This is a genomic window from Streptomyces sp. MNU89, assembly GCF_020982505.1.
Classification (GTDB): domain Bacteria; phylum Actinomycetota; class Actinomycetes; order Streptomycetales; family Streptomycetaceae; genus Streptomyces; species Streptomyces xinghaiensis.
Genome location: NZ_JAJKLL010000001.1, coordinates 3133677 through 3159648, shown reverse-complemented (window position 1 = coordinate 3159648; position 25972 = coordinate 3133677). Strand labels below are relative to the sequence as shown.

Sequence of the window (25972 nt, the reverse complement as noted above, 5' to 3'; positions counted from 1 at the left end):
GTCCGGCCGGCCGCTGCCGGGGCAGCCGGAGCGGTCGGAGGGTGCTACGCCGGGACGATCCGGCCGGTGACCTCGCCGAGGCCGAGGCGGGTGCCCTCCGGGCCGGGGGCCCAGGCGGTGAGGGTGACCTCGTCGCCGTCCTCCAGATAGGTGCGCTTGCCGCCGGGCAGGTCGAGCGGGTCGCGGCCGTTCCAGGTGAGCTCCAGCAGGCAGCCGCGCTGGTGCGGCTCCGGGCCGCTGACGGTGCCGGAGGCGAACAGGTCCCCGGTGCGCAGGGAGGCGCCGCCCGAGGTCAGATGGGCGAGCTGCTGGGCCGCCGTCCAGTACATGGCGGAGAACGGCGGTTCCGCGACGGTGTGGCCGTTGACGGCGACCGTGATGCGGAGGTCGAAGCCGCCGGGCTCGGCCCCCGCCGTGTCGTCGAGGTACGGCAGCGGCCGGGGTCGCGCGGGGCGGCGGGACCCGGGCCGCGTCGAGGGCGTCGAGGGGTGACCCAGGCCGAGACGGAGGTGGCGAAGGACTTGCCGAGGAACGGCCCGAGGGGGCGGTACTCCCAGGACTGGATGTCCCGGGCGGACCAGTCGTTGAGGAGGCAGAGGCCGAAGACGTGCTCGCGGAAGGCGGAGAGCGGCACCCGCTCGCCGAGCCGTGAGGGCGCGCCGACGACGAAGCCGACCTCGGCCTCGATGTCGAGCCGCTGGGTGGGGCCGAAGACGGGCGCGTCGCCCGCGAGGCGCTGGCCGCTGGGGCGGATGACCGGGGTGCCGGAGACGACGACGGTGCCGGCCCGGCCGTGGTAACCGATCGGCAGATGCTTCCAGTTGGGGGTGAGCGGGGCTCCGTCCGGCCGGAAGATCCGCCCGACGTTGGTGGCGTGGTGCTCGCTGGAGTAGAAGTCGGCGTAGTCGGCGACCTCGAAGGGGAGGTGCAGCGTCACCTCGGTGAGCGGGTGCAGGAACGGCTCGATGGCGGGATAGCCCACCCAGGTGGCCACGCTCGCCCGGACGGCCCGCCAGGTGGGGCGTCCGGCGGCCATCAGCGGGTTGAGGGTGGGGTGGGCCAGGATGTCGGCGTGCGGGGAGCCGAGGGCGGTGGCGGCCGTGTGCACGTCCAGGACACGGTCGCCGTAGCGCACGCCGATGCGCTTGCGGCCGGGCTCGTCGGGGGTGCTGAAGACGCCGTACGGCAGGTTCTGCGGACCGTAGAGACCGTCGCTGTCGTGCGCCGAGGGTCTTGGGGGATCGAACGGATCCTGCTGGGGCATGGACACTGCCTCGCCTTCGTATCGCCCGGATCGTGCTCGGCCTCAGATTACGGGGCGGATGGGGCGGTGTGCCGAGCCCGGGGGCCGATCGGGGGCCGGGCCGATGCGGTCCCAGGCGAAGGGCTTGCGTTGTGAAGTGAGCGGAAACAGTACACAGAGTGTGCAATGTCCGGAAAAGGATTGCTGGAACTGGACATTCCGGCGTACGTTCCCTGACGGGTCACGGACAGCGGGGGCCGCTGGCCGCTGTGGCCGAGGGGGCGGGGAGTGGCGAGCCGAAGCATGCCCTTACGGGCCGACCGGGCCGTGCCCGGACTGATCGTCAAGATCGGGAACTACCCACTGCACCACGGCGGCGTGGGCGCCATCCGCAGTCTCGGCAGGCTCGGCGTGCCGATGTACGCCCTCACGGAGGACCGCTGGACGCCCGCGGCCGTCTCCCGCTATCTGCGGCGGGCCTTCGTCCGCCCCACGACCGGCCGGGAGGCACCGGAGCGGCTGGTGGGCCAACTCCTCGACGTCGGGCGGGAGATCGGCCGCCCGGCGGTCCTGGTGCCCACCGACGAGGAGGCGGCGGTGCTCATCGCCGAGCACGCCGGGCCCCTCGCCGAGCGCTTCCTCTTCCCCCGGGTCGAACCGGGGCTGCCGCGCCGGCTGGCCAGCAAGCAGGGCCTGCACGAGCTCTGCGCCGAGCACGGGGTGCCCTCGCCCGCCGCCGCCTTCCCCGACTCGTACGCCGACGTCGAGGAGTTCGCGGCCACGGCCCGCTTCCCCGTCGTCGCCAAGAACCGGGAGGCGTTCGTCCGCCGCAGCGCCCCGGCGGTGGCCGGGACCACCCGGATCGGCGGCGCCGCCGAACTCCTGCGGCTCGCGGAGGGCTGGGGGCCGCGGCCGGGGGTGGTGCTCCAGGAGTACCTGCCGCGCGAGGAGGCGGAGGACTGGATCGTCCACGGCTACTTCGACGCCGACGGCGACGCGCTCGCCCTCTTCACCGGCGTCAAGGTCCGCTCCTGGCCGCCGCACGCGGGCATGACCGCCAGCGCCTACGTCGTCGACAACCCGGAACTGGCCGCGCTCGCCGCGCGCTTCGTCAAACGCATCGGCTTCACCGGCGTCGTCGACCTCGATCTGCGGCACGACCGCCGCGACGGCCGCTACAAGCTGCTCGACTTCAACCCGCGGATGGGCGCCCAGTTCCGGCTCTTCGAGAACACCGCCGGTGTCGACGTGGTCCGCGCCCTCCACCTCGACCTCACCGGCCGCCCGGTGCCCGGCGCCGCACAGCGCTCCGGGCACCGCTTCGTGGTGGAGAACATCGACCTGCCGGCGCTGCTGGCCTACCGGCGCAGCGGCTACACCACCCCGCACGCCCCGGCGCGGCCGGCCGGTACGGAGCTGGCCTGGCTCGCCCGGGACGACCTCAGGCCGTTCTTCACCATGCTCGCCCGCTTCGTCGGGCCCGGCGCCCGGCATCTGCTGCAGTGGCGGCGCGCGAGACGGCGGCGGGCGGAGGAACTGCGCGCGGAACGGCGGCGGGGTGGCGCGGGGACGGGGGCACTGGACGGTGGCCCACCGGTGGGGAGTTCGTCCGCCGGGAGCCCGGCGGCCGGAAGCCCGTGCTCCCCTGGCGGCGGGCCGCGGGGCCCGGCGGTCCCGAGCCCGGCGGTCCGCAGCGTGGCGGTCCGGCAGATGCGGACGGCCGCCGTCCGGGCGGTGTTCGGCCGCCGCGCCGCCGGCAGACCCCGGCGGAAAGCCGGATGACGTACCAGCAGCAAGCGGCCCCGCGGTGTCCTCCGCCGGTGCCGAGCCCCGTCGTGTCCCCGGGAGGGAATCGTCCGTGACCAGTCCCGCAGCCTCCTCCGCGCCGTCGCCGTCCGGTGAACCGTCGGGCCCGCACGGTCCGTCCGGCGCCCCGTCCGGTGGGTCCGGCCGGCCCGGCACCCCGGCGTCGTATCCCGGTCCCGTGGCCGTCATCGGGGCCGGCCCGTACGGTCTGTCGACCGCCGCCCATCTGCGGGCCCGCTCCCTTCCCGTGCGGGTCTTCGGTTCCCCGATGTCCAGTTGGCGTGAGCACATGCCCGCCGGGATGCTCCTCAAGTCCACCCCGGCCGCCTCCACCATCGACGCGCCGCAGGCCGGGCACACCCTCGCCGACTACTGCGACGCGGCGGGCATCCGCCGGCTCGTCACCGACGAGGACCTGGTCCCCGTGGAGACCTTCGCCGCCTACGGGGACTGGTTCCGGGAGCGGCTGGTGCCCCGGCTGGAGCAGGTCCGGGTGGTCTCCGTGGAGCGGCGGGCCGGGGGCCGGGGCTACGAGCTGAAGCTGGACTCCGGAGAGCGGTTCACCGCCCGGGCCGTGGTCGTCGCCACCGGCCTCAGCGGGCTGGCCCGGCTGCCCGCGGCGCTGGCCTCCGCCGTTCCCGGGGGCCCCTCGGCCACCGGCCCCGTCTCGCACAGCTCCCACCACCGGGATCTGAGCGGCTTCGCCGGACGGTCGGTGCTGGTCGTCGGCGCCGGGCAGTCGGCGCTGGAGAACGCGGCGCTGCTGCGGGAGGCGGGGGCCGAGGTCCGGGTCGTCGCCCGCGGCCGGGGCGCCGTCGGCTTCGGCTCCCCGCCCTGGCGGCAGCCCCGCCTCCGCCCCGATTCGCCGTTCGGACGCGCCTGGTCCCTCCACGTCGTCAGCCACTACGCGGACGCCTACCGCCTCCTGCCCGCCCGCGCCCGCCACCACCTCGTGCGCCGGGTGCTCGGCCCGCTCGGCGCCTGGTGGCTGCGGGAGCGGTTCGAGGGCCGCGTCCCGGTGACGCCGGTGCGCGCGATCCGGGCGGTCCGGATCGAGGACGGCCGCCCGGTCCTCGCCGTCGCCGGTCTCGACGGCGCCACCGCGGAGCTCTCCGCCGACCACGTCATGGCCGCCACCGGCTACCGCGTGGACCTGGCCGCGATGGACTTCCTCGGGCCCGGCCTCCGCACCGAACTGGCCGCCGACCGCGGCTCCCCGGCACTTCGCGCGGGCTACCGCTCCTCGCTCCCCGGCCTCTACTTCACCGGGCTGCCGGCGGCGTTCTCGTACGGGCCGGTGATGCGCTTCGTCTGCGGTACGGAGTACGCCTCGCCGCGGCTGGCGAAGGCGGTGGCCACCGACTGCTGGTGACGGGCGCGGGCCCCGTGACCGGCGGGCCGGGGCGGAGTGCGGGGCCCGTCCGGCGTGACCAAGAACACATCGGGGGCCGTCCGGTGCGGCGGAGTGCCGGGAGCGGGCGCGGGAAGGCGTCCCCAGCGGTCTTTCCCGGTGAACGGGCGCCCGCTGTGATCGTCGGGCGACCGGATACGCTGCGCGTGATGGTGATGGCCGTGACAGCGATACATCGACATTCCGCGGGTCGCACATGAGCCGCGGGGTCGTCCGCAGACAGGAGAACCCCTCGTGACCGTCGTCGGGCCCTTCGGGCTGAGCGTGCGGGACCAGGCTCTGGAAGCCGATGTCCAGGCCGGGTTGACGGCTGTCGAGGAGGGCCTGCTGGAGGCCACCAAGAGCGGTGTGCCGTTCATCACCGAGGCCGCCCAGCACCTCGTCCGCGCCGGGGGCAAGCGGTTCCGCCCGCTGCTGGTGACGCTCGCCGCGCAGTTCGGCGACCCGCACGCGCCGGGCGTCGTGCCGTCCGCCGTCGTCGTCGAGTTGACGCACCTCGCCACGCTCTACCACGACGACGTCATGGACGAGGCCGATGTGCGCCGGGGGGTGCCCAGCGCCAACGCCAACTGGGACAACTCGGTGGCCGTCCTCACCGGCGACTTCCTCTTCGCCCGCGCCTCGCACCTGTTGGCCGACCTCGGCCCGGAGGCCGTCCGCATCCAGGCCGAGGCGTTCGAGCGGCTGGTCACCGGTCAGATCCTGGAGACCGCCGGACCGGGCGCCGGGCGCGATCCGATCGCCCACTACCTCGACGTGATCGCCGGCAAGACCGGTTCGCTGATCGCCGTCGCCGGCCGCTTCGGCGCCATGATGGCGGGCGCCGACGAGCGGGTCGTGGACATCCTCACCCAGTACGGCGAGCGGCTCGGCACCGCCTTCCAGCTCGCGGACGACGTCCTCGACATCGCCAGCGACAGCCGCGAGTCGGGCAAGACCCCGGGCACGGACCTCCGCGAGGGCATCCCCACCCTGCCGGTACTGCATCTGCGGGCGGCGGCCGAGAGACACGGCCGCCCGGAGGACCGCGAGCTGTGCGCACTCCTGGACGGCGACCTCACGGACGACGCGGTGGTGACCGAGGCCCTGCGACGGCTGCGCGAGCACCCCGCGCTGGAGCAGGCGCGCCAGGACACCGTGCGCTACGCCGAGGAGGCCCGCGCCACCCTCCTCCCGCTGCCGGACGGCCCGGCGAAGGCGGCGCTGGAGAGCCTGTGCGACGCGGTGGTGCACCGGGCGGGCTGAGGCCGCGCGCCCGGCGGAACACCGCACGGGCGGGCCCCCGGACGCCGGCTCCGGACTCCGGACTCCGGACTCGGATCCCGGCCCCAAGCCCGGCCCGGACTCCGGGGCCCGGTCCGGGAGCGGACCCGGTCACCCCTACGGGTGGCTGCGCCTCCGGTGGTACGGAACCCGGCCGGTGGGGGAGCGTTCTCCTCCCCTGGGACTACCCGAAGTTGATGCCGCCGGTTGACGCCCCGCTCCGTTCTCTTTGATGTGATGGGAGTACGAACGCGGCGGACTCGGGAGACAATGGACCGGGTGGGCAGCGCCCCGACCGGCCGGGAAGCCCGGACGGCAGGGCCCGAAGGTGTTACGCGAACCGCCGCCGACCACGGAGGTAGGGCACATGCCAGGAAAGCGACCGACACAGGTCACCGACGAATGGGACGGCGAGGGCGCCCCGGCGGCGCCGGCTCGCGGACTGGTGCGCTGGGGGGTGCCGGTCGCGGTGGCGGGAGTGGCGGTGGCGGGCATCGGTCTCGTACCGGCCCTCGCCAGCTCGGGCAGTCCGGATCTGCCGGAGATCACCGCGGCCGAACTCATCGAGCGCATGGCCGAGTCGGACACCGAGCGGCTGTCCGGCACCGTCAAGATCAGCACCGACCTGGGCCTCCCCGCGCTGCCCGGGATGAGCGGCGGGGGCGGTGGCTTCGGCATGGGGCCGGGCCACGGTGACGATTCCGCCGAGGGCCGGGGAGACGCGGGCCGGGGGAAGGGCGGCGACGAGCAGGGCTCGCCCGCCGATCCGCAGGCGAAGCTGATGGAGCTGGCGTCCGGCACGCACACCCTGCGGGTTGCGGCCGACGGCCCCGGCAAGCAGCGCCTGTCGGTCATGGACGAGGCCGCGGAGTACAGCGTCATCCGCAACGGCGAGGACCTCTGGGCCTACGACTCGGGCAGCAACTCCGCGTACCACGCGACGCTTCCGGAGCACGACGCCGACCTGCACGCCGAGCACCACGGCAAGGACAAGGACGGCGAGCACGGCAAGCACGACCTGCCGGAGGGGCTGGCGGACGCCACCCCGCGCGAGCTCGCCGAGCACGCGCTGAAGGCCGTCGACGAGACGACCGCGGTCACGGTGGACGGCACGGCCCAGGTCGCCGGCCGCGACGCGTACCAGCTCGTGATCACGCCGAAGGCCGGGGAGTCCACGGTCGAGGCGGTCCGGATCTCGGTGGACGCGGAGAACGGCGTGCCGCTGAAGTTCACACTGACGCCCAAGAGCGGCGGCAAGGCCGCGGTCGACGTGGGCTTCACCTCCGTGGACTTCGGCAAGCCCGCGGCGGAGACCTTCGCGTTCAAGCCGCCGAAGGGCGCGAAGGTCACCGAGGAGGACCTGAGCGAGCGCGCGGACAAGCACGCCGAGCACCGGAAGAACGGCGAGCACGGCGAGGACGGCAAGCCCGGCTCCGCGGAGACGCGGGGGAACGGTCCCGCCGGGCTGAACGTCATCGGTGAGGGCTGGGCGAGCGTCGCGCAGCTCCAGGCCCCGGCCGGAAAGCGCGGCGCCGGTGCGGAGGAGCTTCCCGCCGAGGCGGAGCAGCTGCTCAACAGCTTCGGCGAGCGGGTCAGCGGCGACTTCGGCACCGGCCGGGTCTTCAGCACCCGGCTCGTCAACGTCCTGCTGACGGACGACGGCGGGGTCTACGCGGGCGCGGTCGACAAGGCCGCGCTGGTGAAGGCCGCCGAGAAGGCCGAGAAGGCGGAGTAGGGACGCGCGGTCCCGGCACCGCCGGCGCTGCTCGTCCGGATCCCGGGCGGGCAGCGCGCCGTTGACCGGGTACGGGGCGCCGGGCAGGGGCCGCCCGTCGTCCCGTACGTCCCCCGGCCCGTGCGCCGGACTCAGCCGCAGCCGGACAGGAGAACGATGAAGCAGCCGCCCGCCGCCGAGACCGGGACCGGGGCCGTGAGCCAGGACGGGACCGAGACCGGAACGGCCGCCCCGACCGCCGCCGAGAACGCCGGCGGAACGGCCGCCCGGCCCGCGGCCGCCGGACCCGCCGCCGAGGACGCGGGCGGAGCCGCCGCCGGGAGCGTCATCGTGACCCGCGGTCTCACCAAGCGGTTCCGCGGCGGGCAGCTCGCCGTGGACGGGCTCGACCTCACCGTGCCCGCCGGCTCGGTCTTCGGTTTCCTCGGACCCAACGGCTCCGGCAAGACCACCACCATCCGGATGCTGATGGGCCTGATCCGGCCCACGTCCGGCAGCGCCCGCGTACTCGGCGCCCCCATGCCGGGCGCCGCGCGCCGGGTGCTGCCGCAGGTCGGTGCGCTGATCGAGGGCCCCGCCCTGTACGGCTTCCTCTCCGGCCGGGACAACCTCCGGCGCCTCGACGCCGCCGACCCGGACGCCGACCCCCGCACCCGCGACGCCCGGATCGCCGCGGCGCTGGAGCGGGTGGGGCTGGCCGCCGCCGGGAGCAAGAAGGCGCGGGCCTACTCCCTCGGCATGAAGCAGCGTCTCGGCCTGGCAGCGGCGCTGCTGCGGCCGCGCCGGCTGCTCGTTCTCGACGAGCCGACCAACGGCCTGGACCCGCAGGGAATGCGGGAGATCCGGGCCCTGGTGCGGGAGGTGGCGGACGGCGGCACCACGGTCTTCCTCTCCTCCCACCTCCTGGACGAGATCGAGCAGGTGTGCACCCATGCCGCGGTGATGGCCCGCGGACGGCTGGTGGTGCAGGGCCCGGTCGCCGAACTGGCGGCCGGGGCGCGCGGCCGGCTCTCCGTCACCACACCGGACACGGCGGACGCGGCCCGGGTGCTCGGGGAGCACGGGGTGACGAACCTGGTGGTGGCGGGCGGCAGGGTGACGGGCGAGCCGCCGGCCGGACCGCCGGGTCCGGCCGGGGCGTTCGACCCGGCCGACCTCAACGCCGCACTCGTCCGGGACGGCGTGCGGGTCCGGGGCTTCGGGCTCGAACGGGCTTCGCTGGAGGACGCGTTCGTGGCACTGACCGGGGAGGGTTTCGATGTCGCGGGCTGACGGCAACGGGCGGGACGAGCGGACCGAACAGGCCGAACAGGCCGGACACGCCGGACACGCCGAACGGACGGGCCGGGCCCGGGGACCCGGGTCCGCCGGGACGGCGGCCGGCACGGTGGCCCGCACCACCCCGGGGCCACGGAGTACCATTCCCGCCGCCCCCGGGACGTCCACGGCACCCGGGACGTCCCCGTCCCCCGAGCCGTCCGCGGCGGACGGCTCGCGGCGCCGCACCCGGCCCAGCCCGTTGTGGACCCTCGGCCTCTTCCGCAGTGAGCTGGTGACGGTCTTCCGCCGCTGGCGGACGCTCGCCCTGCTCGGGGTGCTCGCCGCCGTGCCGCTGCTGATCGGGATCGCGGTGCGGATCGAGACCGGCGACGGCGGCTCCGTCGGCGGCGGCAACGGGGGCGGCGGTCCGGCGTTCATCGCGCAGATCACCAACAACGGCCTTTTCCTGGTCTTCACCGGCCTGGCGGCCACGCTCCCGCTCTTCCTCCCGATGGCCGTCGGCGTCGTCGCGGGGGACGCGATCGCGGGCGAGGCGAACGCCGGCACGCTGCGCTATCTGCTGGTGGCCCCGGCCGGCCGGACCCGGCTGCTGCTCGCCAAGTTCGCCGCCGTCCTGGCCTTCTGCCTGGTCGCCACGGTGACGGTGGCGGTTTCGGCGCTCGCGGTGGGGGCGCTGCTGTTCCCGCTCGGCGAGGTCACGCTGATCTCGGGGACGACCGTCTCCCTCGGCGAGGGCCTGCTGCGCGCGCTGGCCGTGGCGGTCGCCGTCGCCGCGTCGCTGACCGGGATCGCGGCGCTGGGCCTGTTCGTCTCGACGCTCACCAACAGCGGGATCGCGGCGATGGCGGCCACGGTGGGTCTGCTGATCACCGTCCAGATCGTCAACACCATCCCGCAGCTCGACGCGGTGCACCCCTACCTCTTCCCGCACTACTGGCTCAGCTTCGCGGATCTCCTCCGCGCCCCCGTGTACTGGGAGGACCTGCTGCGGAACCTGGGCCTTCAGGCCCTGTACGCGGCGGTCTTCGGCTCCGTAGCTTGGGCACGCTTCTCGAATCGGGACATCACGGTGTAGCGGCGTCCGCCGTTCGCCGGGGTCCCGGACGGCCGGACGCCGGGCCGCTGCGACAACGCCGGGCCTGTATACCCCCTGAGGTATTTGCCAACCCTGCCGCGAGTGGTTTACGCTCCCTGTCATGGATACCCATAGGGGTATCGAGAGGAGGTTCTGGACTTGTCCCCCCATTCCGCGGAGCCGACAGGCTCCGCCGGCCACCACCACGTGGTCGTCGTCGGTGGCGGAACGGCCGGCATCAGCGTCGCCGCCCGGCTCCGTCGCGCGGGCGTCGGTGACATCGCCGTACTCGATCCCTCCGATACCCACTGGTATCAGCCCCTGTGGACCCTCGTCGGCGGCGGTCAGGCCCCGCTGGAGACGTCACGGCGCTCCGAGGAGTCCCTGATCCCGGACGGCGTGCGGTGGATCCGCGACTCGGCCGTGGCGGTCGACCCGGACGCCCGTACGGTCTCCGTCGCCGGCGGCGGCCGGATCGGCTACGACTACCTGGTCCTGGCCCCCGGTCTCCAGCTCGACTGGGACAGGATCCCGGGCCTCGCCAAGGCCGTCGGCCGCGACGGCGTGGCCAGCAACTACGCGCCCGAGTACGCCCCCTACACCTGGGAGCTCATCAAGGGCATGCGCTCCGGCACCGCGGTCTTCAGCCACCCGGCCACCCCGCTGAAGTGCGGCGGCGCCCCGCAGAAGATCGCCTACCTGGCCGCCGACTACTGGCGCAAGCAGGGTGTCCTGGACGCCATCCGCATCGTCTTCGTGCTGCCCGACCCCAAGCTCTTCAAGGTCCCGGTCTGGACCAACGCGCTGGAGAAGGTCGTCGAGCGGTACGGCATCGAGGTCCGGTACGAGTCCGAGGTGACCGCCGTGGACGGCGCGGCCCGCGAGCTGAGCGTCACCGACCTCAAGACCGGCGCCGAGGAGACCCTCGCCTATGACATGGCGCACCTCGTCCCGCCGCAGAGCGCCCCGGACTGGGTGAAGGCGAGCCCCCTCGCCGAGGGACCCTACGGCTTCGTCAAGGTGGACAAGCACACCCTGCGCAGTCCGGACCACCCGGAGATCTTCGCGCTCGGGGATGTGGCGAACCTGCCCACGTCCAAGACCGGCGCGGCCGTGCGCAAGCAGTCCCCCGTGGTGGTGGAGCACCTCGTCGCCGCCATGAAGGGCGCCGAGGCCGGGGCGCGGTACGACGGCTACACCTCGTGCCCGCTGGTGACCGCGCGCGACAGGATGCTGCTCGCCGAGTTCGACTACGACCTGAAGCCCAAGCCGAGCTTCCCGCTGATCAACACCTTCAAGGAGCGCCGCGACATGTGGGTGTTCAAGCGGTACGTCCTGCCCGTCATCTACTGGCGCGGCATGATGTCCGGCCGCGTCTGATCCGGCCGTGCGGCGGTCCGGTCGCCGGTGCCCGTGGGCTCCGGCTTCCGGCTCGCCCGTTCCCTTGCCGTTCCTTGCTCCGCCGGCCTTCCCGGCCTGTTGATCCGCCGATTTTCCGCATGACCGGCCGCGGGCCGGAAATATACCCAACTGGGTATCGCTTACCTTGGTATATACCCCCCAGGGTATGAGAGTTCCGAGAGATCCCGACACGGAGGCTCCGCATGTTCTTCGCCCAGTACTACCTCGACTGCCTCTCCCAGGCCTCGTACATGGTCGCCGACGAGACCAGCGGCAAGGCCGTCGTCGTCGACCCCCGCCGCGACGTCACCGAGTACGTGGCCGACGCCCAGGACCGCGGCTTCACCATCGTGGGCGTCATCAACACCCACTTCCACGCCGACTTCATCGCCGGCCACCTGGAGCTCGCCGACCGGACCGGCGCCTGGATCGGCTACGGGCAGCGCGCGGAGACCGAGTACGAGAGCCGCAAGCTGGCCGACGGCGAGCGCATCAGCCTCGGTGACGTGACCCTCCAGATCATGGAGACCCCCGGCCACACCCCGGAGTCCGTCAGCGTCCTGGTCTACGAGCACGCCGGCGACGAGGTCCCCTACGGCGTCCTCACCGGTGACGCGCTCTTCATCGGCGACGTCGGCCGCCCCGACCTGCTCGCCTCCATCGGGGTCACCGCCGACGAGCTCGGCCGGATGCTCTACGACAGCGTCCACAACAAGCTGATGGCGCTCCCGGACGAGGTGCGGGTCTTCCCGGCCCACGGCGCCGGCTCCGCCTGCGGCAAGAACCTTTCCACCCAGCGGCAGTCCACCATCGGCGAGCAGCGCGCCACCAACTACGCCTGTGCCCCGATGGGCGAGGACCAGTTCCTGGCCGTGGTCACGGCGGGCCAGCCCTCCGCCCCCGGCTACTTCGTCTACGACGCGATCCTCAACCGCAAGTCGCACGAGCTGTTCGACCCGAGCACCACGGCGCCCTCCCTCTCCGTGGAGGAGTTCCTGGCCCGCCGGGACGCGGGTGCCGTGATCGTCGACGGCCGCGACCCGCAGGAGTTCGCCGCGGGCCACCTGCGCGGCTCCGTCAACGTCCCGGCCGACGGCCGCTTCGCCGAGCAGGCGGGCTCCGTGGTCGCCCCGGACGCGGAGATCATCGTCGTCGCCCCGGAGGACCGCGAGGAGGAGCTCGTCACCCGGCTCGCCCGGATCGGCTTCGACCACGTGGCCGGCTACCTGCGCGACCCGGAGGGCGTCTTCCCCGGCCTGGCCGCGGAGATGACCCAGGCCAGCCGGGTCACCGCGGACGAGCTCCGCAAGGTGCTCGCCTCCGGGCAGGCACCGGTGGTCGTGGACGTGCGCGGCGGCGGCGAGCGCGAGGAGGGCTTCATCGAGGGCTCCCTGCACATCCCGCTGGCCGAGCTGGCCAAGCGGCAGGACGAGATCCCGGCGGACCGCCCGGTCGTCGTCCACTGCGCGGGCGGCCACCGCTCCTCCATCGGCGCCAGCCTGCTGCGGCACGCCGGCCGTGAGGACGTCTCCGACCTGCTCGGCGGCTACGGTGCCTGGCTGCTGCTGCCCGAGCCCGCGGCCCGTTCCTGACCCGGGCCCCCAGCGCGGTCCGCGCCCGTCCCCCCGGGGCGCGGCCCGTACCGGGCGCCGGCGGCGGAGATGTCCTGCCCTGACGACACCGCCGCCGGAGCCCGCCCGGCTCGCAGGCCCCCCCATGACCGGGCGAGCCACAGGCGGGCACCCGGCCCCCGGGCGGGGTGCCCGCCCCCGGAAGACCTCCGGAGACCCGAGACCACTGGTCACCACCCCAATGACCCGGTGCATCCCCAGTGCACCCACGCCCCCGAACAGTGAGGATCCAGATATGAGCCCCAACTCCACGGGCGACACCACCACCGCGAAGCTCGGTCCGGACGCCCTGCAGGCGCTGATCCGGGACGGCGGTGGCCCCCGCCTGCTGGATGTTCGGACTCCGGGCGAGTTCCAGAGCGTCCACATCCCCGGCTCCTACAACGTCCCGCTCGACACCCTCAAGGAACACCGCCAGGAGCTGCTGTCGCACCTGGACGAGGACGTCGTGCTGATCTGCCGTTCCGGCGGCCGTGCGGCCCAGGCCGAGCAGGCGCTGGCCGAGGTCGGCCTCCCCAACCTGCGGGTGCTCGACGGCGGCATGGTCGCCTGGGAGACGTCGGGCGGCGACGTCAGGCGCGGAGCGGACCGCTGGGACCTGGAGCGCCAGGTCCGGCTGGTCGCCGGCCTGATCGTCCTGATCAGCGGCATCGCCGGGATCTTCTTCCCGGGCTGGCACCTCGTCGGCACCTTCGTCGGCGCGGGCCTGACCTTCGCGGCGCTCAGCAACACCTGCGCCATGGGGATGATGCTCTCCAAGCTCCCCTACAACCGCGGACCGAAGACGGACCTCAAGACCGTCATCCAGTCGTTGCGGGGTGACCGCGCGTGATAGCACTTGTCATCGCCGGATCGCTGCTGATCGGGATCAGCCTCGGCATCCTCGGCGGCGGCGGTTCCATCCTGACCGTCCCGATCCTGATCTACCTGGCCGGCATGGACGCGAAGGAGGCCATCGCCACCTCGCTGCTGGTCGTCGGCGTCACCTCGCTCGCCGGTCTGGTCTCGCACGCCCGTGCGGGCCGGGTCCGCTGGCGGACCGGACTGCTGTTCGGTGTGGCGGGTATGACCGGTGCCTACGCGGGCGGCCGGCTGGCCGAGTTCATCCCCGGGACCGTGCTGCTCATCGCGTTCGCCCTGATGATGCTCGCCACGGCGGTCGCCATGCTGAAGGGCCGCAAGAAGGAACTCAAGAGCAAGCACGAGGAGATGCCGGTCCTGCACGTCCTGGTGGACGGTGTGGTCGTCGGCCTGGTCACCGGCCTCGTCGGCGCCGGCGGAGGCTTCCTCATCGTCCCGGCCCTGGCCCTGCTGGGCGGACTCCCGATGGGCGTCGCCGTGGGCACCTCGCTGCTGGTGATCTCCATGAAGTCCTTCGCGGGACTGGCGGGCTACCTCTCCAGCGTGCAGATCGACTGGGGTCTGGCGGGCATCGTCACCGCCGCGGCCGTGGTCGGCAGCCTGGTCGGCGGACGGCTCGCGGGACGCATCCCGCAGGACACGCTCCGCAAGGGCTTCGGCTGGTTCGTGGTCGTCATGGGCGTCTTCGTCCTCGGCCAGCAGGTCAGCGCGGACATCCGTGAGACCGTGCTGACCAGCCCGGTCACCTGGGCCGCGGTCGCCGTCCTGGCGGCGTTCCTGATCTTCGGAATCCGGCGCAGGAACTGCGCCGCCGGTACCGCCGCCGGCCAGGACGGCCCCGGCTGCCCGGCGGAGCGCGACATCGCCGCGCGGGAGGACGCCAAGGCCGCGCGGGCTGCGGAGGACGCGAAGCCCGGCGCGGAGGGCAAGGGTCCGGACGCCGGCGAGCACGGTGCCGGCGCCGGTGCCGCCGAGGCGCGGCGGCGCGAGCGGCAGCGGGCCGGGAGCACCGGCTCCCACCGGACCTGACCCCCGGCTCCACCGGGCCCCGCCCGCCGCCGGGCTGAGATTCCGGCGGCGGGAGCCAGGGGCTCCGGACCGCACCGCCCCACGCGGCAGCCCGCGGTGGCACGGTACGCACCGTGCCACCGCGGGCTCGTGCGTGCCGGGGCGGAGCCCGGCCGGGGGTCCCGCGCCGCTCGGCTCAGAAGGTGAGCTTCCAGCTGTCGATGTAGCCGCTGTCCTGGCGGTACACGTCCCGGACCCGCAGCTTCCAGGTGCCGTTCGCCGTCTCACCGGAGACGTCGGCCGTGTAGGTGGCGATCACGTCGTCGGCGCCGTCCCAGCTGCTGGAGTCCTTCAGCCGGTACGCGGTGCCGTCCGGGGCCAGCAGGTCGATCACCAGATCGCCCCGGTAGCTGTGCTTGATGTCGACCCCGATCCTGAGCGCCGCCGGGGCGCTGCCCGGACGGTCGGCCACGGCCACGGGGGAGACCGCCTCCGAGGTGCCGTCGGGGATGGTGACGTCCTCGGTGTTCTCGTAGACGACGGACGGGTCCGTACCGCCGCCGTCGGCCGCGCCGAGCGTCCAGACGGCGTGGGCGAGGGCGTCGCTGTTGCGGTCCAGGGCGGTGTCGTCGACGTTCGCCAGGGTGTCGCAGGACGAGTGGTAGCAGCTGTCGAACGCCCGCCCGGCCGTGCCGCCCCACTTCTGCGCCTGCGCCGACGACTTGGTGCGGCTCGCGCCGGTGAACAGACCGCCGACCGGGATGCCGTAGTTCTTGAAGGAGGCGTGGTCGGAGCGGCCGTCGCCCTCGGTCTCGATCTCCGTCGGCACGCCCTTGGCGGCGAAGAAGTCCTTGAAGACCTTCTCGATGGCCGGGTCGTCGTCGTAGACGAAGTAGCCGGGGTTCGGCGAGGCGATCATGTCGAAGTTGAGGTAGCCGCCGATCGCGGACCGCTGGGTGCTCGTCAGGTTGCGCACGTAGTGGTTGGAGCCGACCAGGCCCAGCTCCTCCGCGCCCCACCAGCCGAACCGCAGGTGCCGGTCCGGCTGGTGGCCCTCGCGCGCCACGGCGAGCGCGGTCTCCAGGACGGCGGCCGAACCGGAGCCGTTGTCGTTCATCCCGGGGCCGCTGCTCACGGAGTCGAGGTGGGCCCCGGCCATGAGGACGTTCCCGGTGTCGCCGCCGGGCCAGTCGGCGATGAGGTTGTAGCCGGTGGAGCCGTTCGAGGTGAACTGCTGGACGGTGGTGGTGTACCCGGCGGCGTCCAGCTTGGCCTTGATGTGGTCGACGGCGGCCTTGTACCCGGGCCGGCCGTGGGCGCGGTTGCCGCCGTTGGCGGAGGCTATCGACTGCAGATCGGAGAGATGCGCCTTGACGGCGGAGAGCGGGATGTCCGGGGCCGCGGCGGCGGACGCCCGGGGCGCGGACTCCGCGGCGGACGCGGCCGACGCGGCGGCGGCCGGGGCGAGCAGCGCGACGGCAGCGGCGGTGGCGAGGGCGGCCGTGGAGGCCCGGCGGGGACGCGGACGTGGTCTTCGGCGGGGCGGTGCTCGCGGTGCGGGGAGTGAGGCGCATGGGGGCTCCGTTTCCGGACGTGGGTGCGAACGGTTGGATGACGGACCGCGCGGGCCGCCCCGCGCTGGGTGGGCGCGGGGCGTGAGGTTCAGCTGAACGTTCGATTGACGTGGGCATGATGGTCGGCTCCGCGTCACTGTCCCGTCAAGACGCAATCCGGACTGGGGTGTTCGGAAATCGGACACACCCTGGGCGTCGGACAGTCGGACAGTCGGGCAGTCGGGCAGTCGGGGCCGGTCGACCGGCCGTGCCCGGGGAGGAGAGGGCGGGGCGCCGGGTGCCGGCCGCCCGGAATCCGGGATGCGGTCGTCCCGCCCCGCCGCCTAGGGTCGCCCGTGGCGGAGCCGTTGAGCGGCGGAGCCGCTGAGCCGCAGAGCTGCCGTCGGCAGGAACAGCCCGGAGCAGAGGACAGGGACGGAAACGGTGAGGCCCCGCATGACCGACGCCCTCTTCCCGCCCGCCCGCCGGGAGATCGCGCCCGGTGCGGTCCATGTGCCCGGCTGGCTGGACCCGGCCGCGCAGCGCCGTCTGGTCGCCGCCTGCCGCGCGTGGGCCCGCGGCCCGGTACCGATCCGGCACACCCGGCTGCCGCGCGGCGGTGTGATGTCCGTGCAGACGGTCTGCCTGGGCTGGCACTGGTCCCCGTACCGCTACACCCGCACCGCCGTGGACGCGGGCGGCGGACGGGTCGCGGAACTGCCGGAGTGGCTGGCCGGCCTGGGCCGCCGCGCGGTGACCGAGGCCTACGGGGACCCGGCGGCCGGCGCCGCGTACGCCCCCGACACCGCGCTGGTCAACTTCTACGACGGCGCGGCCCGTATGGGCATGCACCAGGACAAGGACGAACGCTCCGCCGCCCCCGTCGTCTCCCTCTCCCTCGGCGACACCTGCGTCTTCCGCTTCGGCAACACCGAGACCCGCACCAGGCCGTACACCGATCTCGAACTGGCCTCCGGCGACCTCTTCGTCTTCGGCGGCCCCTCCCGCTACGCGTACCACGCCGTCCCGAGGACCCTGCCGGGCACCGCCGACCCGGCCCTCGGCCTCACCGGCCGCCTCAACATCACCCTCCGCGAAACGGGCCTCCCGGCGGACTGAACGCGTGGCAGGCGTCAAGCCGCCGCTGACCGCAGTAACCCGTTCGGGCGTTCCGTGCGTATCGGCCCTCGCGGATATGTCCGAAGGCCGAGACTCGGCGGGGTACAGACCTGCATGGGATGCTGTTGCCGAGACACGCGAGGAGGCGGTGATGACGACGATGAGCGTCATGAAGCACAAGTGCGTGGACGACCACGAAGGTCCCTGGACCGTGGAAGACGTCCTCGCCCTCCCCGAGCACCCGGCACGCGCCCGCTATGAGTTGGTGGACGGTGTCCTGATGATGTCCCCCGCGCCCAGTTTTGCGCACCAGATCGCTTCCTCGGCGCTCAACCGCCAGATCCGTGGAGCCATCGCTGCCGCCGGTGCGCCTTTCCTCGTCGTCGAGGCATCCAACGTGATCGGCGAGTCCCGGCTGTTCATCCCCGACATCATGGTGGTGGACCGGTCGGCCGTGCTGCGGGACACCGTCGCGGTTCCCCTGGAGGCCGTGCTGCTGCTGGCGGAGATCGTCTCACCCCACAACCGGGCGGCCGACCGCATCCTCAAGCCCGCCCTCTACGCCCAGGCCAAGGTGCCCGCTTACTGGCGGATCGAGCTCGAACCGGAGCCGGCCGTGCTGGTGCACGAGCTCTCCGGGGACACCTACCGCGAAGTCCAGCGCGTCACCGGCAAGCAGGGCGTCGAGGTCGCCGGGGCGTTCCCGGTGGATCTGGACGTCGCGGCCCTGCTGGACGACCTGGAGGACTGAGGTGAGGGGCCGAAGTGTCCCGCCCCGGTGGTGTCTCCCGGGGTGACGCGGCCCTCCGTCCGCCCCAGACTGGGCTGTATGGACCATCTCGAACAGCTCTACCGGCACTGGCTGCAGGACCTCTGGGGCGGCGACTACGACCTGGCGCCCGAGATTCTGACCCCCGGCTTCACCGGCCACTGGCCCGACCGCGAGGTGCACGGCCCGGACGGTGCCGTCGAAGCGATCCGCCGGTCCCACGCCCTCTTCGGCGACATCAACACCACCCTTGACGTCGGCCCGGTCATCGACGGGGACCGGCTCGCCGCCCGCTGGACCTTCCACGGCACCTACCGGGGCGGAATCCCCGGCACCACCGCCCCGCCCGGCACTCGTATCAGCTTCACCGGCCACGACATCTTCCGCGCCGAGGGGCGCCGCTTCGCCGAGTACTGGGTGGTCTCCGACGTCCTCGGCATGATGACCCGCCTCGGCGCGGTCGGCGGCTGACGGGCCCCGCCCCGCCCGCCCGTACGAGGCCGCGGGTGTCCCGGTCCGCCGTCCCGGCGGCTCAGGAACCCGTGGTCCCCGGGCCCTCCGCGCGGGCGGTGGCCGCCGCCTCGGTCTCCGTGACCGGGCCCGCCAGGGGGAGATCCGTACGGGGGCGGTCCGCGCCGCCGGGCCCGGTGCCCGTCCTCGCCGCCGCTTCCGCGGCCGCCGCCGCCTCGGCCGCGGCCTTCTCCGCCGCCGCGGCGCCCGCCCGGCGGAGGTCGCCCCGGGTCCGGTGCGCGGTGCGGAGCGCGTCCCAGGTCAGCAGGGACAGGGCCAGCCAGACCAGGGAGAAGCCGGCCCAGCGCTCCGGCGGCATCTCCTCGTGGAAGACGGCGACACCCAGGACGAACTGGGTGAGCGGGGTCAGGTACTGCAGCAGGCCGATCGTGGACAGCGGCAGCCGGACGGCGGCACCGCCGAAGCAGACCAGCGGGAGCGCGGTGACCGCGCCGGCGCTGATGAGGAGCACGGCGTGCCCGGTTCCCTCGGTGGTGAAGGTGCTCTCGCCGCGCGAGCCCAGGAAGAACAGGAAGCCCAGGGCCGGCAGGAACTGCAGGGAGGTCTCGGCGGCCAGGGACTCCAGGCCGTCCAGCCCCACGTGCTTCTTGACCAGGCCGTAGAGGGCGAAGGACAAGGCCAGCGAGAGGGCGATCCACGGCAGCTCGCCGTAGCCGATGGTGAGCACGAGCACCGCGACGGCGCCGATGCCGACGGCCGCCCACTGCGCGGGCCGCAGCCGCTCGCGCAGCAGCAGGACCCCGAAGGCGATGCTGACCAGGGGGTTGATGAAGTAGCCGAGGGCGGCCTCGACGACATGGCCGGAGTTGACGCTCCAGATGTACAGGCCCCAGTTGGCCGAGATGAGAGTGGCACCCAGGGCGATCAGCCCGATCCGCCGGGGCTGCCGCAGCAGCGGACGCAGCCAGGACCAGCGGCGCAGCACCAGCAGCACAAGCCCGACCACGGCCAGCGACCACACCATGCGGTGCGCCAGGATCTCCACCGCGTCGGCGGGTTCCAGCAGCGGCCAGTAGAGCGGGAAGAGGCCCCAGATCCCGTAGGCGGCGAATCCGTAGGCCAGCCCGGTCCGGTGCTCGCTCATCGGTTTCAAGGGGTTCCTCCTGGGGCGCACGGCGACAGCAACGACGGTAACGCCGCCGGGGGGCACCTGTCATGTCCGTATCGCTCCATGGTCATGACGGGAGAGGCGGGGCCCGGCACGGGTAAGGGCCGCTGCCCAGGGGCAGCGGCCCTTACCTCGGAGCCCGGTTCGGGGCGGGCGGGTCAGCCCGCGACCGTCCAGGTGTCGTTGCCGTGGAGGAGGGCGGACAGGTCGCCCTTGCCGTGGCGCTCCACGGCGGCCTCCAGCTGGTCGGCCATGAGGGTGTCGTAGACCGGGCGCTCGACGCTGCGCAGCACACCGATGGGCGTGTGGTGCAGGGTGTCCGCGTCGGCCAGCCGGGAGAGGGCGAAGGCCGTGGTCGGGGACGTGGCGTGGGCGTCGTGGACCAGGACGGCGGCGGCGTTCTCCGCCGTCACGTCGACGACCAGGAGGTCGCCGGTCGCCTGGTCGCGGACGACGCCCTTGGAGCCGAGGCCGTCGCCGCCCTCCTCCTCGCTCCACGGGAGGCCGAAGCGGATCGGCCGGCCGTGTTCGAGGCGGATGACGGCTTCCTGCGCCTGCTGCTTGTCCTTGAGCACCTCGAAGGCGCCGTCGTTGAAGATGTTGCAGTTCTGGTAGATCTCCACCAGCGCGGTGCCCGGGTGGGCGGCGGCCTGGCGCAGCACCTCGGTGAGGTGCTTGCGGTCGGAGTCGACCGTGCGGGCGACGAAGGACGCCTCGGCGCCGATCGCGAGCGAGACCGGGTTGAAGGGCGCGTCCAGCGAGCCCATCGGCGTCGACTTCGTGATCTTGCCGAGCTCGGAGGTCGGGCTGTACTGGCCCTTGGTCAGCCCGTAGATCCGGTTGTTGAAGAGCAGGATCTTGAGGTTGACGTTGCGGCGCAGTGCGTGGATGAGGTGGTTGCCGCCGATGGAGAGCGCGTCGCCGTCGCCGGTGACGACCCAGACGGACAGGTCGCGCCGGGAGGAGGCGAGGCCGGTCGCGATCGCGGGCGCGCGGCCGTGGATCGAGTGCATCCCGTAGGTGTTCATGTAGTACGGGAAGCGGGAGGAGCAGCCGATGCCGGAGACGAAGACGATGTTCTCCTTGGCCAGCCCCAGCTCGGGCATGAAGCCCTGCACGGCGGCCAGCACGGCGTAGTCACCGCAGCCGGGGCACCAGCGGACCTCCTGGTCCGACTTGAAGTCCTTCATCGACTGCGGGGCCTCGGCGCGGGGCACCAGGGAAAGCGCCTCGAACGGGGTGGCGGACCTCCCGTTCGCCGCCCCCGCGGCGGCCCCCTCCGTCGCTGTCTCAGTCATCGATGGCCTCCTTGACCACGCCGGCGAGCTGCTCGGCCTTGAACGGCATTCCGTTCACCTGGTTGTACGAGCGGGCGTCGACCAGGTACTTCGCCCGCAGCAGGGCGGCGAGCTGGCCGAGGTTCATCTCCGGTACGACCACCCGGTCGTACCGCTTCAGCACCTCGCCCAGATTCCGCGGGAAGGGGTTGAGATGGCGCAGATGGGCCTGGGCGACGGAACGGCCCCCGGCGCGGACGCGGCGCACCGCGGCCGTGACGGGGCCGTAGGTCGAGCCCCAGCCCAGGACCAGCACCTTCGCCTCACCGGACGGGTCGTCGACCACGAGGTCCGGGACCTCGATGCCGTCGATCTTGGCCTGGCGGGTGCGGACCATGAAGTCGTGGTTGGCCGGGTCGTAGGAGATGTTGCCCGTGCCGTCCTGCTTCTCGATGCCGCCGATGCGGTGTTCGAGACCGGGGGTGCCGGGAACGGCCCAGGGGCGCGCGAGGGTGTGCGGGTCGCGCTTGTACGGCCAGAACACCTCGGTGCCGTCGGCCAGTTCGTGGTTGGGGCCGGAGGCGAAGCGCACGGTCAGATCGGGCAGGTCCTCGACGTCGGGGATGCGCCAGGGCTCGGAGCCGTTGGCGAGGTACCCGTCGGAGAGCAGGAAGACCGGGGTGCGGTAGGCGAGCGCGATCCGGGCGGCGTCGATGGCGGCGTCGAAGCAGTCCGCCGGGGTCGCCGGGGCGACGACCGGCACCGGGGCCTCGCCGTTGCGGCCGTACATGGCCTGCAGCAGGTCGGCCTGTTCGGTCTTGGTGGGCAGGCCGGTGGAGGGGCCGCCGCGCTGGATGTCGACGATCAGCATCGGCAGTTCCAGGGAGACGGCGAGCCCGATGGTCTCGGACTTGAGCGCCACCCCGGGGCCGGAGGTGGTGGTCACCGCCAGCGCCCCGCCGAAGGCCGCGCCGAGCGCCGCGCCGATGGCGGCGATCTCGTCCTCGGCCTGGAAGGTGCGCACACCGAAGTTCTTGTGCCGGGACAGCTCGTGCAGGATGTCCGAGGCCGGGGTGATCGGGTACGAGCCCAGGTAGAGCGGGAGGTCCGCCTGCTGAGACGCGGCGATCAGCCCGTAGGACAGCGCGAGGTTGCCGGAGATGTTGCGGTACGTGCCGGTGGGGAACGCGGCGGCGGCCGGGGCCACCTCGTAGGAGACCGCGAAGTCCTCGGTGGTCTCGCCGAAGTTCCAGCCCGCGCGGAAGGCCGCGACGTTCGCCTCGGCGATCTCCGGCTTCTTGGCGAACTTGCTGCGCAGGAAGCGCTCGGTGCCCTCGGTCGGCCGGTGGTACATCCACGACAGCAGGCCCAGCGCGAACATGTTCTTGGAGCGGCCGGCGTCCTTGCGGGAGAGGTCGTAACCCTTCAGGGCCTCGACGGTCAGGGTGGTCAGCGGCACCGGGTGCACCCGGTACGCCTCCAGGGAGCCGTCGTCCAGCGGGCTGGCGGCGTAGCCGACCTTGGCCATGGCGCGCTTGGTGAACTCGTCGGTGTTGACGATGATCTCCGCGCCGTGCGGCAGGTCGGCGAGGTTGGCCTTGAGGGCGGCCGGGTTCATCGCGACCAGGACGTTCGGCGCGTCACCCGGGGTGAGGATGTCGTGGTCGGCGAAGTGCAGCTGGAAGCTGGAGACGCCGGGCAGGGTGCCGGCGGGGGCGCGGATCTCGGCGGGGAAGTTGGGCAGCGTGGAGAGGTCGTTGCCGAAGGAGGCGGTCTCCGAGGTGAAGCGGTCACCCGTCAGCTGCATCCCGTCGCCCGAGTCACCCGCGAAGCGGATGATCACACGGTCGAGGCGGCGGACTTCCTTGCCCGACGTGCCGGACGCACCGGCCGCGCCGGCCGCCTGGTCCCCGGCGGCTGCCCCGCCGTCCTGCTCGGCTGGGCTACTGACCTGGCTGGTCACTGAACTGGACCTCCCTTGAGGCGGCGACTCCGGGATCCGGACACGTCGGCCGGCCGTCCCGCTGGCCACTCTACGTCGGTAAGGGTGGCCTTCCCTGGATAGTTCATATGGTGGACATGATTATGAGACGGACATGAGAGGTCAGCATCGGTCATTTCCGCCATTCCCCCGTACCTTTCCGGGCTTTCTCCGGTGGTGCACCTGGCCGACTGCCTCCGCCTCTCCTTTCTCTCCCGCCGCGGTCCCTCTTCGTGCTTCCCGCGGCCGTTCCCGGCCCGTTCCGTCCCCCGCCGGGGCTCGCGCGGACCGGCCGGCCGACGGTACCCGTCCGTCCCCCCGGGACCGCGGCTCGGGCGAACCGTTTCACCGCCCCGCCCGGCCCATGGTCCAACACTCCGCTGACCGCCTCTCTTCCGCCCCCGCCGGGCGGCCGGACCGGCGGGGCGTGCGGGGCCCCGCCCGAGGGCCGCCCGGAGGGCCCGGCCGGGGCCCGCACGCCCGTACGGCCGCGCCCGGAGGCCCGCGCCGCGAACCCTCCGGGAGTGCGCCGAGGGCGCTCCCGCTCGACCTCCGAGAGGCCGCGGCGGCCTCCGGGAGACGGCCGGGACTTCGGACCGGGAGACGGTCAGGACTTCAGATAGGTGAGCACCGCCAGCACCCGGCGGTGATCCCCGTCACTCGGCGAGAGGCCGAGCTTCAGGAAGATGTTGCTCACATGCTTCTCCACCGCGCCGTCGCTCACCACCAACTGCCGCGCGATGGCCGAATTCGTCCGCCCCTCGGCCATGAGCCCGAGCACCTCCCGCTCGCGCGGGGTGAGGTTCGCCAGCACGTCCTGCTTGCGGCTGCGGCCCAGGAGCTGGGCGACGACCTCCGGGTCCAGGGCGGTGCCGCCGGCGGCGACGCGCACCACCGCGTCGACGAACTCCCGCACCTCGGCGACCCGGTCCTTGAGCAGATAGCCGACGCCCCGGCTGCTCGCCGCCAGCAGCTCGGTCGCGTACTGCTCCTCCACGTACTGCGACAGCACCAGCACCCCCACCCCGGGGTGCTCGCGGCGGAGCCGCACCGCCGCCCGCACGCCCTCGTCGGTGTGGGTGGGCGGCATCCGCACGTCGGCGACGACCACGTCCGGCAGCGCCCCGTCCGCCGCCAGCTCCCCGATGACCTTGAGCAGCGCCTCCGCGTCCCCCACCCCGGCGACGACCTCGTGGCCCCGGTCGGTGAGCAGCCGGGTCAGGCCCTCCCGCAGGAGGACCGAGTCCTCGGCGATGACCACGCGCACCCCGGTGTTCTCCCGTTCCCGCGTCCGTACCGTGCTGTCCCTGTCGTTCACGTCCTCGTCCCCCAGCTCCGCGATCCCCCGACGGTCGGCACCAGCATCCCAGGTATCGGATACGGGCGCGCGGCTGTCGCCGGCCGGACACGGAGCCGAGGGGCGGGCGGGGCCGCCGGGACGGAACGCCGCCGGGGCGGGATGACCGCCGCGGCGGACCCGCCGCCGGTCAGCCCCTCCAGGGCAGCTCGGCGGTGACCACGGTGCCGCGGCCGGCGGGGGAGTCCACGGCGAGGACCCCGTCCACCGCCTCGACCCGCTCCGCCAGCCCGGCCAGCCCCGTCCCCGGAGCCGGGCCGTCGGCGCTCATGGCCGCCGTCGCGCCGCCGGTCCCGTCATCGGAGACCTGGAGCATCAGCCGCCCGCCGGCGCGCCAGATGTCGACGGTGGCCCGGCGCGCTCCGCTGTGTTTGCTGATGTTCTGGAGGAGTTCGGAGACGGTGAAGTAGGCGATGCCTTCGATGGCGGGTGCGGGGCGGTGGGGAGGTCGGTGGTGACGGTGACGGGGACGGTGCAGCGGGCGGCGAGGTGGGAGAGGGCGGGGCCGAGTCCGCGGTCGGTGAGGATGGCGGGGTGGATGCCGCGGGCGAGGTCGCGGAGTTCGCGGAGGGCGGTTTTCACTTCGCCGTGGGCTTCGTCGACCATTTTGGCGGCGGCTTGGGGGTCTTCGAGGAGTTTTTCCTTGGCGAGGCCGAGGTCCATGGCGAGGGCGACGAGGCGGGCCTGTGCTCCGTCGTGCAGGTCGCGTTCGATGCGGCGCAGGTCGGCGGCGGCCGTGTCCACGACCCTCCCCCGGCCCGACTCCAGCTCCGAGACCCGGGCGGCCAGCCGCGAGGGCCCCAGCAGACCGCCGACCAGCCCCCGGTCCACCATCGTCATCCCGCGGAACACCCACGGCGTCGCCAGGACGACCAGCAGGCCGACGGCGCCCGTCAGCAGGATTTCGAACGGGGTGTCGAGATAGAAGGTGTTGCCGCGCCCGTCGCCGTAGAGCTGGATGCCCGACGGCCCGGCGCCGTCCGGCAGGAACCGGAACCAGACCGGGTAGAGCAGCAGCGACCAGCCGGACGTCCACAGGGAGACCGCGACGGAGAAGCCGAACACCGCCCACGGGAAGTGCACCACGGCGTAGAGCAGGTGCCGCCAGGAGACCCCGCTCTTGAGGAGTGCCCCGACCCACGCGAACATCCCGGGACTCTCCGGACGCACCGGCGCCGGCGCCCCGACGTCCAGGTCCAGCAGCATCCGTGCCCGGCCGCGCTCCACCGCGCCCAGCGCCCGGCAGCCGGCCAGGGCGGCGGCGAGCACGGGGATGCCGAGAAAGGTGACGAGCAGCCCGAGACCGGTGGCCGTCATCGAGACCGCGAAGACGAACATCACCAGCGCCATCGGCAGATTGAGCAGCAGATAGAGGAATTCGCGCCAGGTCCGGCCCTCCAGCGGCGCGCGCAGCGCCGCCGGCAGCCTGCGGACGCGGGTCTCCGATGCGTCGTACGCGGTGGCCATGGTGTCGTCCGTCCGTTCTGCCGTGGTGGCCGCGGGGCCGGTGCCGCGCGGTCCGCCGGGTGGGGGTGGTTCCATGCTGCGGCGGCGGGACCCGT

The 25972-nt window shown here is 73.4% G+C and carries 17 protein-coding genes and 3 pseudogenes; 13 read left to right on the top strand and 7 right to left on the bottom strand.

All coding sequences use genetic code 11. The annotated features are described in order from the left end of the window. Nucleotides 1–44: 44 nt before the first annotated feature. Nucleotides 45–1264 (bottom strand): annotated as a pseudogene (fahA, locus tag E4N63_RS13525) (fumarylacetoacetase). A 282-nt stretch (nucleotides 1265–1546) separates the two neighbouring features. Between fahA and E4N63_RS13520 the strand changes: the two are divergent. From E4N63_RS13520 to E4N63_RS13475, 10 genes and pseudogenes are all read left to right on the top strand, one after another. Further along, nucleotides 1547–2764 (top strand): annotated as a pseudogene (locus tag E4N63_RS13520) (ATP-grasp domain-containing protein); the annotation flags it as partial. A gap of 463 nt (nucleotides 2765–3227) precedes the next feature. After that, nucleotides 3228–4421, top strand: coding sequence for an FAD-dependent oxidoreductase (locus E4N63_RS13515; protein WP_125622917.1), 1194 nt, complete (start codon nucleotides 3228–3230; stop codon nucleotides 4419–4421). A gap of 273 nt (nucleotides 4422–4694) precedes the next feature. Beyond that, nucleotides 4695–5705: a polyprenyl synthetase family protein gene (locus E4N63_RS13510; RefSeq protein WP_125622918.1), complete on the top strand. Its 1011-nt coding sequence runs from the start codon at nucleotides 4695–4697 to the stop codon at nucleotides 5703–5705. A 385-nt stretch (nucleotides 5706–6090) separates the two neighbouring features. Continuing rightward, nucleotides 6091–7458: a DUF2092 domain-containing protein gene (locus E4N63_RS13505; RefSeq protein WP_230240779.1), complete on the top strand. Its 1368-nt coding sequence runs from the start codon at nucleotides 6091–6093 to the stop codon at nucleotides 7456–7458. Nucleotides 7459–7614: 156 nt separating this feature from the next. After that, nucleotides 7615–8730 (top strand): ABC transporter ATP-binding protein, encoded by a 1116-nt coding sequence (locus tag E4N63_RS13500; RefSeq protein WP_125622920.1) that lies wholly within the window; start codon nucleotides 7615–7617, stop codon nucleotides 8728–8730. Nucleotides 8731–8977: 247 nt separating this feature from the next. Then, complete coding sequence (locus E4N63_RS13495) at nucleotides 8978–9814, top strand: ABC transporter permease (protein ID WP_230242468.1); 837 nt, start codon at nucleotides 8978–8980, stop codon at nucleotides 9812–9814. A 159-nt stretch (nucleotides 9815–9973) separates the two neighbouring features. Further along, nucleotides 9974–11194: an FAD/NAD(P)-binding oxidoreductase gene (locus E4N63_RS13490; RefSeq protein WP_230240777.1), complete on the top strand. Its 1221-nt coding sequence runs from the start codon at nucleotides 9974–9976 to the stop codon at nucleotides 11192–11194. Between the two features lie 224 nt (nucleotides 11195–11418). Continuing rightward, the gene (locus tag E4N63_RS13485; RefSeq protein ID WP_230240776.1) at nucleotides 11419–12807 is read left to right on the top strand and encodes a rhodanese-like domain-containing protein; all 1389 of its coding nucleotides are present in this window, start codon (nucleotides 11419–11421) and stop codon (nucleotides 12805–12807) included. A 274-nt stretch (nucleotides 12808–13081) separates the two neighbouring features. Next, nucleotides 13082–13678, top strand: a complete 597-nt coding sequence (locus E4N63_RS13480) for a rhodanese-like domain-containing protein (RefSeq protein ID WP_125622923.1) — start codon at nucleotides 13082–13084, stop codon at nucleotides 13676–13678. After that, entirely contained in the window at nucleotides 13675–14736 is a 1062-nt protein-coding gene (locus E4N63_RS13475; protein ID WP_308188688.1) for a sulfite exporter TauE/SafE family protein, read from the top strand. The genes E4N63_RS13480 and E4N63_RS13475 overlap by 4 nt, the downstream gene beginning before the upstream one ends. Before the next feature lie 175 nt (nucleotides 14737–14911). Here the strand turns inward: E4N63_RS13475 and E4N63_RS13470 are convergent, their stop codons facing one another. Further along, nucleotides 14912–16186 (bottom strand): M28 family peptidase, encoded by a 1275-nt coding sequence (locus E4N63_RS13470; protein WP_230242467.1) that lies wholly within the window; start codon nucleotides 16184–16186, stop codon nucleotides 14912–14914. 538 nt (nucleotides 16187–16724) lie between these two features. On the opposite strand from E4N63_RS13470, the gene E4N63_RS13465 reads away from it, so the two are divergent. The 3 genes from E4N63_RS13465 to E4N63_RS13455 all read left to right on the top strand — a co-directional run bounded on the left by E4N63_RS13465 (nucleotide 16725) and on the right by E4N63_RS13455 (nucleotide 18627). Continuing rightward, nucleotides 16725–17387, top strand: coding sequence for an alpha-ketoglutarate-dependent dioxygenase AlkB (locus E4N63_RS13465; protein ID WP_230240775.1), 663 nt, complete (start codon nucleotides 16725–16727; stop codon nucleotides 17385–17387). A 151-nt stretch (nucleotides 17388–17538) separates the two neighbouring features. Further along, nucleotides 17539–18138, top strand: a complete 600-nt coding sequence (locus E4N63_RS13460; RefSeq protein WP_230240774.1) for a Uma2 family endonuclease — start codon at nucleotides 17539–17541, stop codon at nucleotides 18136–18138. Nucleotides 18139–18216: 78 nt separating this feature from the next. Beyond that, nucleotides 18217–18627, top strand: coding sequence for an ester cyclase (locus tag E4N63_RS13455; RefSeq protein ID WP_230240772.1), 411 nt, complete (start codon nucleotides 18217–18219; stop codon nucleotides 18625–18627). A 61-nt stretch (nucleotides 18628–18688) separates the two neighbouring features. Here E4N63_RS13455 and rarD read toward each other — a convergent pair whose 3' ends face one another. From rarD to E4N63_RS13430, 5 genes and pseudogenes are all read right to left on the bottom strand, one after another. Beyond that, complete coding sequence (rarD, locus tag E4N63_RS13450; protein ID WP_230240771.1) at nucleotides 18689–19771, bottom strand: EamA family transporter RarD; 1083 nt, start codon at nucleotides 19769–19771, stop codon at nucleotides 18689–18691. A 182-nt stretch (nucleotides 19772–19953) separates the two neighbouring features. After that, entirely contained in the window at nucleotides 19954–21093 is a 1140-nt protein-coding gene (locus E4N63_RS13445; RefSeq protein ID WP_374112757.1) for a 2-oxoacid:ferredoxin oxidoreductase subunit beta, read from the bottom strand. After that, nucleotides 21086–23035, bottom strand: coding sequence for a 2-oxoacid:acceptor oxidoreductase subunit alpha (locus E4N63_RS13440; RefSeq protein WP_230240769.1), 1950 nt, complete (start codon nucleotides 23033–23035; stop codon nucleotides 21086–21088). The genes E4N63_RS13445 and E4N63_RS13440 overlap by 8 nt, the downstream gene beginning before the upstream one ends. A 625-nt stretch (nucleotides 23036–23660) precedes the next feature. Next, nucleotides 23661–24320 carry a response regulator transcription factor gene (locus tag E4N63_RS13435; RefSeq protein ID WP_039820580.1) on the bottom strand — a complete coding sequence of 220 codons (660 nt, stop codon included), beginning with the start codon at nucleotides 24318–24320 and terminating at the stop codon, nucleotides 23661–23663. A 220-nt stretch (nucleotides 24321–24540) separates the two neighbouring features. Next, nucleotides 24541–25877: pseudogene (locus tag E4N63_RS13430) on the bottom strand (sensor histidine kinase). Nucleotides 25878–25972: the final 95 nt, after the last annotated feature.

Excerpts from the sequence above, each read along its gene's own strand:
- E4N63_RS13505 (WP_230240779.1), top strand. The coding sequence starts at position 6,091 with ATGCCAGGAAAGCGACCGACACAGGTCACCGACGAATGGGACGGCGAG.
- E4N63_RS13500 (WP_125622920.1), top strand. The coding sequence starts at position 7,615 with ATGAAGCAGCCGCCCGCCGCCGAGACCGGGACCGGGGCCGTGAGCCAG.
- E4N63_RS13485 (WP_230240776.1), top strand. The coding sequence starts at position 11,419 with ATGTTCTTCGCCCAGTACTACCTCGACTGCCTCTCCCAGGCCTCGTAC.
- E4N63_RS13480 (WP_125622923.1), top strand. The coding sequence starts at position 13,082 with ATGAGCCCCAACTCCACGGGCGACACCACCACCGCGAAGCTCGGTCCG.
- E4N63_RS13465 (WP_230240775.1), top strand. The coding sequence starts at position 16,725 with ATGACCGACGCCCTCTTCCCGCCCGCCCGCCGGGAGATCGCGCCCGGT.
- E4N63_RS13460 (WP_230240774.1), top strand. The coding sequence starts at position 17,539 with ATGACGACGATGAGCGTCATGAAGCACAAGTGCGTGGACGACCACGAA.
- E4N63_RS13455 (WP_230240772.1), top strand. The coding sequence starts at position 18,217 with ATGGACCATCTCGAACAGCTCTACCGGCACTGGCTGCAGGACCTCTGG.
- rarD (WP_230240771.1), bottom strand. The coding sequence starts at position 19,771 with ATGAGCGAGCACCGGACCGGGCTGGCCTACGGATTCGCCGCCTACGGG.
- E4N63_RS13445 (WP_374112757.1), bottom strand. The coding sequence starts at position 21,093 with ATGACTGAGACAGCGACGGAGGGGGCCGCCGCGGGGGCGGCGAACGGG.